The organism is Microcystis aeruginosa NIES-843 (genome assembly GCF_000010625.1).
GTDB classification, from domain to species: Bacteria; Cyanobacteriota; Cyanobacteriia; order Cyanobacteriales; family Microcystaceae; genus Microcystis; species Microcystis aeruginosa.
On record NC_010296.1, the window covers coordinates 5,519,816 to 5,531,276 of the forward strand.

Consider the following 11,461-nt stretch of genomic DNA (forward strand, 5'->3'; position numbering starts at 1 on the left):
AGACCTTTTGTCAATCAAAAAGTACCGGCGACGGAAGTGATTGGGGGGAAAATCCCTGGACTTTTCCCCTGAAAATTAGGTAATTGACCCCCTCAAAATCGGTAAAACCCTACACCCCACACCCTGTCCCCACAAGAAACTTTTTGCCGCAAACCCTACTTAATCCTCCACTCTGCCATAGATGGCGTAGGCTCGATCGAGCGACCAGGCCCACATCTGATCCCCTAGGGAAAAATGCCACCATTCCCCCTTATGTCGGCTAAATCCCGCCTCCTCCATCACTTTAGCCAATAAAACTCGTTTTTGATGATAACTCTGTTCTCGCGGGCTTTTTGCGGCGATATAATAATCGGGATGCGATCGCTCACTGATCTCATCGATTTCTCCCCCCATGTCGATGGCTTGTCCCTTCTCGTCCACCAGGGTAATATCGATCGCCGCTCCGGTACTATGGGGAGGCGGAGTGGCGGCATTATCGCTGGGAAACGCCCAAATAGTGTAAACTTCTGTTAAAATCGCTTGACTTTCTGCCTCCGATAGTTTCTCTCTGGCTAATCCTCTTGTGTCTAGGAGAGTCTGAAAACTATAATCGACCATAAATTGTTGCACTTCCACCGGTCGATAGGCATCAAAAATCAAAATTTGCCAACCGGGTTGATAGACTTGCAGACGGTTTTGAGCGTCAATCAGAGCATTTAACACCCCTTGTCGCAAAAAATAGGGAGATTTACCCCGATAATTGGCCCCTAATTTCTCGTAAGCATGGGGAGAAGGAATAACAAACTTATCTGCGGGTATAGGTACTAGGGGTTCCCCACATTCACGAATAGGAATTTTTTGGTAGGGTTTCATCTCGTCATCGGGAAACAGTAATTTTATTGATGGTCAACTCGATCGCCAGTTTACATAGGGTTTGCGGCAAAAAGTTTTTCGTGGGGGTAGGGTGTGGGGTGTGGGGTGTGGGGTGTGGGGTGTGGGGTGTGGGGTTTTACCCATTTTCATGTGGTCAATTACCTAATTTTCAGGGAAAAAGTCCAGGGATTTTCCCCCCAATCACTCCAATGGTCGGCACTTTTTGAGGGAAAAAAAGTCTAAAAACCTTATCCAACAAGGTTGTTAGATTTATTCAGCAAACCCTACATAAACCCGTTATTCTTCCTCCTCATCGGTTGTAGGGAATTTCATACTGGCCCAAGTTAACTGTTTTTGCGGGTCTTTTTCCGGTTCACTAAAACTCTCCTTGAGTTGTTCTTTCACCTGAGCAATATTGCCACTTTGAGCGGCATTCTTTAGATCATAGACATAACGAGCATTTTCGATCGCTTCCTCTTTACTACGAGAACTAGACTCAAAGCATTTTTCTAGGTCTTTGTAAATACCCTTGCGAGAGATTTTTAGAAAATATTGACGTTCTGTATCGATCAGTTTAGCCAATAATTCTAGGTGCATGGAATCCTCGGCACAGATATCCGCGAGGATATCCCATTCTTCACTCCCCAAAAGATTATTATCCGCTCCCGGTCGCGGGTCTTGAAAAGTTTCTCCAGTCACTTGTTTATAAATCTTCGGTAATTGGTCATCAAATTCGTGCTTTTCTTCCCTCCAAATCCGGCGAATTTCGCTGAGTTCCTCCGTGGTAATTAGGGTAATATCTTTCATCTCCTCTGGGGCATTAGTACGCACGCTCTCCTGAGCTTCTAATACCCTTCTCAGCCAATATTCTCGCCATTGTTTAGTATAAGGACCGGGTATGGGTTCGATCGATATTTCTCCATTTAAGTTTCTTTCAAATAATTGTACTTTCCCAAAGATACGGCGAAAATCCCGTTTTGGTCGGTCATCTTCTATATCTAATTCGTTGCGAAGGTCTAAAAGCGGTTGTAACCATTCTTTTTCTTGGTCATTCTGTATCATTGCCTCCATCGATTTATCTTTATTCACCAAAGTACAAACCCAACAACCAAAGCGCGAATCTCCACAGCTAGGAGTGGAAGTATCTACCACTAGGGGACATTCATTATCCGCAGTCGCTCCTCGATACATTGCTAATAATTCTTTGTTATCTCCTCCCCAGGGATTTTCCCACTGCATTAAGTACATCCATACTTCATCAGTACGCCAATCTTCTATGGGAGTATAAACAAGTGAATTAATCAAGTGAGTATGAGGGCTAAGACGCTCCCTTAATCTCCCTACTTTATGTCTTTCTATGGTTACTGATCGTGCGGAGCTTTCCGTTTTTCGCGCACCTAAAATAACTATTGCCTCACCATTTTCTCTAACAACATCTCGAATAAAATAATTAACAGGTTGTATTTTCATCCGTTCAGTACACCAGCGAAATCCTCGTCGTGGTGCGGGATAGCCCTTCCCAATCAAACAAACCCAGAAAGTTTCCTTAACAGAAGGATTGATCTGATAAGGTTTAATAGGTATTTGATGATCTTTCGCCGATATTTCCAATTTTTTTATACATTTGTTAACCCAAGTAGATACAAGAGGATTTTCAACTTGAGTATCTGTTGTAATAACATAAATTGTTTTATGTCTTTTTTCTTCTGGCAAACTAGCGATCGCATTCCAAACCAATTGTAAAACTGCTGTGCTATCTTTTCCCCAAGATACACCTATGATCCAGGGAATACTGTCTAGACAATATAACTCTTGTATTTCTTGAGTAATACTTTTTATATCTTCTACGAACTCCTCTATAGCACGATTAGGAAAAATAGAAGTTGTTTTTTCAAGCATAATGTTATCAACAAAAAGATCAACTAATTTCTAAAAATATTCTGACGATGCCATTGGATAGCTTCAAGTTTTGGATAGTGATTTTCTAGAGTGGGTAATAAAATATTCATACCATGAAAGTCTTTAATGGCTTTAGCATTAGGAGAAATTTCTTGAAAGTCTTGACTAATCATAATTTTGTATTGATCGTCAATAGTAAATAGTCCTTGATCAAATGCCCAATGATGATTTTTACAAAGAGATAAACCATTGTTTATCTGGTTATCATAGAATCTGGCAAAAGGTTTGATATGTGCGCCATCGACAATACTTTGTGTCAAGGAGTGGATTACTTTAAGACCACAAAAAGAGCATTGATAATCGTATAAATGGACTACTGACTTGCGAAATAACGCATCTCTAACTATAGACTTTCTAAAATAATATTTTGTCTGTGTTTCTCCTTCATCTAAAACGCTACGATCTAGTTGAGTGTCATCATCTTGTTGTAAGACTTGATTAATTTCTAAAATATCTTCTAATTGCTTTTGACTAGAAGAAAACCAAGCTTCTATTAGAGTATCAATTAGCTGTCGTCTAGCTTCTGGTTCCCGTAAAAGTTTATACAATTCCTCATCTAAAATCGCATAATCTACATCTGCTCTAATTTTGGGAATAGTTTGAGGACGGCCGCCATCATAGCTATCACTAAACTTTAACTTCCAAAATCCGTCATTTTTTAGATGAAAAAACGGTAAAGCTAACCCACCTTTGAAGGCATCTGGGTTTAAACGCTTCCAATATTTATCAAAAGTATCGATTAATTCATCAGAAATATAGATTTTATTGTCCTGAATTTGAGAATCACTAATTAACTCAATTACTGATAATAATAAGATAGGCTTATAAGGTGCTTCACCACTTTGCTTAGACTTATTGACTTTAATTTTAGAAAATAAGTCACAATAATATTTTAAATTGCGTAGGGGAAGACTATCGACCATAGGGGTGGGAGATATGCGGATAAAAAAAGGAAACTATTACCAGCATACAGAAAAACATCCCACCGAGAGGAAAAAATACAGAAAGCCTAGAGAGATAGTCATAATAACATCGATCGAGCGCGGCTGACAAGCGATCGCAAAAAAATCGAACTTATGTACTATGATCAACCCTTAATGCAACTTTAAAAACCCGCTTCCCACTCCCTCCTATACCCTTTAAAGAGGATTTAGTATCACTTTCCCGGGTTGAGGGTTTAAGTCCGGTTAGGGATTAAAGAGTAACTCCACCGTCCACGGGTAAAACCACCCCTGTCATATAGGGGTTGATAATCAAACTCAATACTGCTAGGGCGACTTCTTCGGGTTGCCCTAAATGTTCGACAGGTAGAGCAGAAACCGCCCATTTGCTCAGGTCGGAGCGTTCCGAATCACCTTGACTGGTCCAGATGCTTGTATCTTCTATTAATCCGGGGGCAACAACGTTAATGCGAATAGGAGCGAGTTCTAGGGCGAGGGCGCGTCCAAATACGGCTACGGCACTATTAGCGGCGGCTATGACAGAAATTCCGCCCATTTTGGAATATTTGAACATAGTGACGCTGGATGTCAGGGTAATAGAACCGTCCTTGGCCAAAGTTTTCAGGGAGCCACGCACTGCTAAAAAGGTTCCCCAGAATTTCTCCATACCTCCCCGGGCCGTTTCTGCGGTCATTTCGGTTAATAAGGCTCGCGGCATATTTCTGTCTCCGAGAGAGGTGACTACTAAATGGTCAAAGTTGCCAATTTCTGCAAAAAAGGCATTAACAGAATCTTCTTCTAAAAAACTAACAGTTTTGGCTTCAATCTCCCCGGAAATTAGGGCAACAGCGGCAGCTAATTTCTCTTGAGAAGCATGGGAAAGCACCACTTTTGCCCCCAGGGAGAGCAATTTTTCGGCAATCGCTAGGTCAATCCCGGAGCTTGCACCAATAATAACGACTTTTTTACCCGATAAGGAATCAAACATTTTTTTTGTCTCCAAAAATTCAAGAAAAACTTACAACTATTACAGTATATTGACTGGCTTTTGGGCAGCAACTAACCAATAAGTTATGGCCGAGGAACTTAGCAAATTATCCAGAGGCTTAATGTTTAAATTATAGGTTTCTTCGTCTAATTTTCCCGATTGCAATTCCTCTGTTAACCAAGACTTAAGATGGCGAAAATGTCTGAACCAGCACTCCTCCGTCACCTCGACAAATTGAACATCTTTAAACCCTGCCTGTTGATAAAGATTTTGATACTCTGCCCTATCTTTGACCGTGTTTGCTTGGGGAACTGTCCAATCACCTAAAAGTTCTGTTGTGGCAAAACTCAGATCTGAGAGAATTAAGGTTCCCCCCGGCTTTAATACTCGCCAAGCTTCTTGCAAGAATTGCCGCCTGGTATTAAAATAAAAAGCCGCTTCTACACAAATAATTTGCTCAAAAGAATGATCGGCAAAATCCATCTCTACTGCGTCCATTAACAGAAATTTACCCTCGGGAAAATTCAAGAGACTTCTGGCAATTTGTGTCGGAGAAATGTTAATCCCCACAATTGCTGTCAATGGATAATATTTGAGAAGATAATGGGTAGTTGCTCCCAAACCACAGCCAACATCAAGAATTGTTCCCTGTTTGTTGGGAATAAATTCTAAAAGTTTCTCCATCAGAGTAGAGGATGCTTCCTGTTGATCTTGGGTATGGGAGAGCCAATAACCGACATTAAAAAACTCTCTTTCACCATAAAACTCTCGAATCGAAGGACTACAAATTAAATCATCGAATCTACTAATCCATTCATTTTTATCCATTGTTAAACTCACTTAACTGTTTCGGCAAAAACTACATTAGTTTAACACGATTGGGCTTAGTAGAGCGGGAAGTGGGAAGTGGGTTATAGCAATGCTTGCCAAACTCTTGTTAAGGCACTAGATATTGACCGCGTGGCTGAGGCGATATAAAAAAAGGAGCCACACCTTTTCCCTTAGATACCGATAAATTTCCCTTAGAGGTTCAACTAACAGCCCAATTTAATGGTAAAAAAAGTTTTTATCAATTAACCTATAACCATCAATCTATATTATCATATCTGGTGAGGGACAGAAGTTATCGCTTTTGAATTAGGAATGGGGAGCGGAGAACAGGGAAGAAAATTGGCGTACCTGATGACCCTGAATAAAGCTATAAGTGTCACCCATGGGAGTGCGGGTAAGGTGAGTATTTGACTTGAGTAAGACGGCAATATATGTTACTATCACAAGGTAATCGCAGCTATCTTGAAAAAGCTGCTACTCAAAACTAGGAATGACCATGAATTATCCCAATACCGAACAAAGTAAAGCAATCCCCTTCTTTGCTCGTTTTTTATCTGTGGACCAAGACGAGGCTCCGACTCCCGATTCCCCCCCCGATTCTGAACCGGCTCCCGTTTGGACTTGGAAATGGCCTTCTGACTGGGAAGATAGTTAATTAATTTAAAGATTGCTTTCAGTGATTCACACAGAAAACAACCACCGCCATAAGTCAAGCAGGAGTAAGATTTATGGCGGTTTTTTGTTGTATTTAGGGTTTGCTGAAAAAGTCAATTTGCCGGTGAGGGCAGCAGGAGAGAGGAGGGAGAAAGTGCTTAGTCAAGTTAAAACTACTCTTCAGCAATTTCGACTTCTTTGGGAGCAATGGGTTCTTCGGCAGCAATTTCTACTTCAATAGCCTTTTTAAGGTTAAGTTTTAGAACTTGAGAAATTGGCAAACCTTCCACCTCATTGATGAGATATTCTTGAGTTTCTGTTTCACGACGTTTGAGATAGACCGTTTTAAGCAGTGCCTCAATGCCATAACCCGTAACAATGTCACCAATAATGGTAGAGATGCCTAAGACCCCAAGTCCACCAATTAGTCCCAGCGGACCGCCTAACCCAAAAAGTGCGTAAATCGCAGGATAGGCAGTACCACCGGATGCGGCAACAGCAATAATGAAAATAATGCCGGGGAGTCCCAGAGAAGCAAGTTTTTGAACAACTTCATCCAGAGAAATTCCCCAGGAGACAAGTTTTTTGTTGATGTCTGTGGGATTAATTCCGAGAAAATCATGGGGAATGGCCGTTTCAGTAGTTTCCGTCATTGATGAGACTCCTAAAATCACTAAGTTGGATTGGTTGGTCGGGATTTCACTCATATAAAATCCATGGTAAGGCAAAAGAATACAAATCGGCTGTCTAGCAATCAGATGCCTTGCAGCATTTTACATTAGTCTTACCGTTCACACAACTTGTAGAAAATCGTCAGTTCTTAGATTAAATCCTGTTTAAAAGATAGATGAGATTGGGGAGAAACAATTGATAACTGGGTTTTTCAAGTTGAATTGGGAGTTAATCATAGTCTTAAAAACGGGTTTGGTATCAAATCTCAAGGCAAACTTTTAACTCTTCGGCTAAAATCTGGACATGGGGTTCCACCATAATCGAGACATGATTTCCTAGGACGAAATGAATCTCAACTGGCTCTGTAGAAAATTCACTCCAGCCTAAAGAGGAATCCTCGCAATCTCCAGCTATTAAATCTTTATTTGGATCATCAGCTAATTCCTCCCTGGCCCGTATAATCGTAATTTTACCAGGATAAATCTGTTTAGGGAGATAATCAATCAGACATAGACAGCTAGTTTTATAGGCTTGGACAATTTTTTCAAGCTGCCTAGTTTCCGCATTGGGAGGAAGCATATTAGCCAGTTTAAAAAAGTTTAAGGCGTATTTTAATTGTTCCTCCACTGTTAAGAGTTGAAGAGTTTCATAGGAAATATCGATGGTTTTATCTAAATAAACTTCGATACCTTTGCTGACTTCAGCTAACCATCGCGCATGATCCCAATTAATATAATCAAGCAAAATTTGTTTGTCTTTATAAGTGGGTGCTGAAGAATCAATGATTGCTAGTAATGCCACTTGTTGACCCTGATTAACCAACTGTTGAGCCATTTCAAAAGCCACATTACCACCGTAGGAATGTCCTCCCAAAAAGTAGGGGCCTTGGGGTTGTAAATCTTGCATTGCTTGAAGATAAATACTGGCTATATCCTCAATGCGAGTGATTTCTCCAAACTGTTGATAGAGATCATTTTCAAAACTGTAGAAAGGTTGATCTTTTCCTAAACAACGTCCTAAATGGTAAAAATAAAATGGTCGTCCCCCGGCGCCTGGAACACAGAAGAAAGGAGGCTTTGAACCCTGGGGTTGAATGGGAACCAAACAAGACTGGTTAGAGGAATCTGCATCGGTTTGGATAATGGTCGCTAACTGTTCAATAGTTGGGTTTTGAAATATTGTAGTTACGGCAATTTCTTTGCCTAACTGTTCTTTAATTTGGGTGATTAAATAAGGAGCTAAAAGGGAATGACCACCGAGGTCAAAAAAGTTATCATGCACGCTAATTTTGTCAATCTTTAGCACTTTTGACCAGATTTGCACGAGGTTTAATTCTAACTGATTACGCGCTTCAATAAATCTGTCTGAATCACTGGTGTTACTGGGAGCTTTTAACGCACGGCGATCAATTTTTCCGTTAGCTGTTAAAGGGAAAAACTCCAGCAGCACAAAAGCACCAGGAACCATATAACCGGGCAATTTATGGCTAAGAAATTGACGCAAATCGCCACTTGTTAGCTTTACTCCTAGCTTAGGTACAATATAGGCAACTAACTGTTTTTCCCCTGGATTGTCTTCACGAACAATCACACAGGAAGACTGTACCGCCTGATTTTGACTAAGTACAGCCTCAATTTCTCCCAATTCAATACGGAAGCCGCGAATTTTTACTTGATTGTCAATCCGTCCTACATATTCAATATTACCATCGGGTAAATAACGGGCCAAGTCTCCCGTTTTATATAATTTTGACGGCTCATTGCCCCCCTTATTAAGGGGGGTTGGGGGGATCACTTCATCCTTCTCAAAAGGATTAGGAATAAATTTTTCTTGGGTTAATTCGGGACGGTTAAGATAACCTTTGGCTAATCCCATACCACCAATATGTAATTCTCCTACTACACCAATCGGGACAGGTTGGAGATTTTTATCCAGCAAATAGATTTGGGTATTGGCAATCGCTTTACCAATGGGAATAGTTGTGGCTGTAGAAGCTATGTTTTCCACTAAATACCAGGAAGAAAACGTTGTATTTTCCGTTGGCCCATAGACATGAAGCAACCGTTGTGGCGCACCTTTTTCTAGTACCTCTTGTACCCATTTTGGTTCAACTGCTTCACCCCCAAATAGTAAGCATCGTAAGCTACTAAAAGCTTGCGGAACTAAATTGGCTAACTGATTAAAAAGTGCTGTGGTTAAAAATAAGACACTAATCTGATTTTCCTTTAAGCTTAGTGCCAATTCTTGGGGTGAGAGCAAAACTGATTTAGCGATAATAACAATCTTAGCACCGTTAAGTAAAGCCCCCCAAATTTCAAAAGTAGCGGCATCAAAAGCAATATTAGACGCTTGCACAACCCGGTCATCAGGAGTAAACTGGATGTAATTAGTATTTAATACCAGTCGATTAACTGCTTGATGAGTGACGATAACACCCTTGGGTATTCCTGTAGAACCAGAAGTATAAATAACGTAGGCTAAATTATCCGCAGAAACTGTGCTGTTCAGATTCTCCAGACTTGCTTGATTAATTTGTTGCCAATCTTTATCTAGACAGATAACAATAGCCTGATGATTTGGCAAGGAATTCTGTAAAGATTCGCAGGTTAATATTATTTTAACCTGGGTATCTTGGAGCATAAAGCTAATGCGTTCTTGGGGATAATCTGGGTCAATAGGAACATAAGCTCCACCGACTTTAAGAATAGCCAATAATCCCACAATCATGTCTAAGGAACGCTCTAGACAAATCCCCACTAATTCATCTGGTTTTACTCCTAATTTTTGCAGGTAATGAGCTAATTGATTGGCTCGACAATTTAATTCATTGTAGGTTAATTGTTGCTCTGAACATACCACTGCTACCGCGTCGGGTGTGCGTTTTACCTGTTCTTCAAATAATTGATGAATACATTGATCAGAGGGATAATCTGTGTGAGTTTCGTTCCACAATGATAACAATTGATAACGTTCTTCATCACTTAACATCGATAACTGAAAAATTCCCATATTGGGATTAGCTGCAATCGCAGTTAAGAGATTCTGAAAATGTTGCCACATTTGGTTAATAGTGGGGGCAGCAAACAAATCCGTACTATAACACCAAACCGCTTCTAAACGATCAGAAACTTCCCAAAAATTTACCTCTAAATCAAATCGCGCTTTAAGCTCAACAGATAAAGGCAAACTCTCCATCTTTAAGCCAGATAAACTGGCCTCAGATTGGGGAGTATTTTGCAGAGAAAACATCACCTGTATCAAAGGATTGTGACTTAAATCTCGGTTTAATTGTAATTTTTCTACTAACATTTCAAAAGGCAAATCTTGATGAGCATAAGCTGATAAAGTTGTTTGCTTTACTCGTTGTAATAACTCCAGAAAACTCGGATTTCCCGACATATCACCCCTTAAAGCCAAAGTATTGGCAAAAAAGCCCATTAATTTCTCAATTGCCGAACTATTACGATTAGCTATCGGAGAACCCACCAAAACATCTAATTGACCACTATAACGAGAAATTAGGACAAAAAAAGCCGCCAGTAAAGTCATAAATAGCGTTGCTCCTGACTCCTGACTTAACCTTTTGAGGCGTTGCGTTAAGTCTTGATTCAGTCGAAAAACCTGCCCATCACCCCGGAAACTAGGAATTGGAGGACGGGGATAATCCGTTGGCAATTCTAAAATAGTAGGTGCATCTTGTAACTGTTTTTGCCAGTAATTAAGTTGACGCTCCAAAACTTCACCGGTGAGCCATTGACGTTGCCATACGGCAAAATCGGCGTATTGAATCGATAATTTAGCGAGAGGGGAAGGCAAACCCTGGACAAAGGCCGCATAAAGTTGAGATAATTCACCAAAGAAGATGCTCAAAGACCAACCATCGTAAATAATATGGTGCATCTTCAACAGCAATACATACTCTTGGGAACTGAGTTTAAGTAACTTAAATTGGACTAATGATTCCTTGGCTAGATTAAAGGGTTTTAAGGAGAAAGCAATCGCTATTTCTTGCAGATGTTCTGTTTGTTCATTCTTTGATAAATTTTGTAAATCTTCCAGGGGTAAACTGACGGGTGAAGGGGGAGCAATGCGCTGAATTGGTTGCCCTTCTACCATGGTAAAAGTGGTTCTTAAAATTTCGTGACGGCGAATCAGTTCGCTGAGACTTTGTTCTAAAGCCAACAGATTGAGGTTTCCTTCTAACCGCAAAGCGTCCAACAGATTATAGGAATGACTATCGGGAGAAAGTTGCTGCAGAAACCAGAGTCGTTGTTGAGCAAAAGAGAGGGGTAAATCCTGATCCCGTGACACGGGAATAATCTCTAAATCAACAGTATTAGTTGGGATTTTTGCCGCTCTCAAAAAGTCCAAAATTTCAGGTTTTTTGGCGGCGATTTCTTCTTTAATTTCTGGGGTCATAACCCCTTTGGGAGCCTGAAAACGAAGTTTTTCGCCTTCCAGCCATAGTTTAATCTCTAAACCCTTCAAATACGCTAAAAAATCTCCTACTTTCACTTACCAATTGCCTCCCAAAGTTGTTGTTAAATTAGCTCTAAATCACGAA

The 11,461-nt window shown here is 40.4% G+C and carries 8 protein-coding genes and 1 pseudogene; 2 read left to right on the plus strand and 7 right to left on the minus strand.

Going from position 1 to position 11,461, the window contains the following annotated elements; translation table 11 throughout:
• Window positions 1–159: 159 nt before the first annotated feature.
• From MAE_RS26140 to MAE_RS26165, 5 genes are all read right to left on the minus strand, one after another.
• Window positions 160–852 (minus strand): M15 family metallopeptidase, encoded by a 693-nt coding sequence (locus MAE_RS26140; protein WP_012268161.1) that lies wholly within the window; start codon window positions 850–852, stop codon window positions 160–162.
• A gap of 297 nt (window positions 853–1,149) precedes the next feature.
• On the minus strand, window positions 1,150–2,751 hold the full coding sequence (gene dndC, locus MAE_RS26150) for a DNA phosphorothioation system sulfurtransferase DndC (protein WP_012268163.1): 1,602 nt from the start codon (window positions 2,749–2,751) through the stop codon (window positions 1,150–1,152).
• 23 nt (window positions 2,752–2,774) lie between these two features.
• Entirely contained in the window at window positions 2,775–3,734 is a 960-nt protein-coding gene (locus MAE_RS26155; RefSeq protein WP_012268164.1) for an HNH endonuclease, read from the minus strand.
• A 271-nt stretch (window positions 3,735–4,005) separates the two neighbouring features.
• The gene (locus MAE_RS26160; protein ID WP_012268165.1) at window positions 4,006–4,740 is read right to left on the minus strand and encodes an SDR family oxidoreductase; all 735 of its coding nucleotides are present in this window, start codon (window positions 4,738–4,740) and stop codon (window positions 4,006–4,008) included.
• 39 nt (window positions 4,741–4,779) lie between these two features.
• Window positions 4,780–5,568 carry a class I SAM-dependent methyltransferase gene (locus MAE_RS26165; RefSeq protein ID WP_012268166.1) on the minus strand — a complete coding sequence of 263 codons (789 nt, stop codon included), beginning with the start codon at window positions 5,566–5,568 and terminating at the stop codon, window positions 4,780–4,782.
• 78 nt (window positions 5,569–5,646) lie between these two features.
• Here MAE_RS26165 and MAE_RS36260 point away from each other — a divergent pair.
• Window positions 5,647–5,855, plus strand: a pseudogene (locus MAE_RS36260) (MvdC/MvdD family ATP grasp protein); the annotation flags it as partial.
• Window positions 5,856–6,067: 212 nt separating this feature from the next.
• Entirely contained in the window at window positions 6,068–6,226 is a 159-nt protein-coding gene (locus MAE_RS26170; protein ID WP_041804430.1) for a microviridin/marinostatin family tricyclic proteinase inhibitor, read from the plus strand.
• A 172-nt stretch (window positions 6,227–6,398) separates the two neighbouring features.
• On the opposite strand, the gene MAE_RS26175 is transcribed toward MAE_RS26170, so the two are convergent.
• Complete coding sequence (locus tag MAE_RS26175; RefSeq protein WP_012268169.1) at window positions 6,399–6,878, minus strand: hypothetical protein; 480 nt, start codon at window positions 6,876–6,878, stop codon at window positions 6,399–6,401.
• A gap of 277 nt (window positions 6,879–7,155) precedes the next feature.
• Window positions 7,156–11,412, minus strand: coding sequence for a non-ribosomal peptide synthetase (locus tag MAE_RS26180; protein ID WP_012268170.1), 4,257 nt, complete (start codon window positions 11,410–11,412; stop codon window positions 7,156–7,158).
• Window positions 11,413–11,461 lie beyond the last annotated feature (49 nt).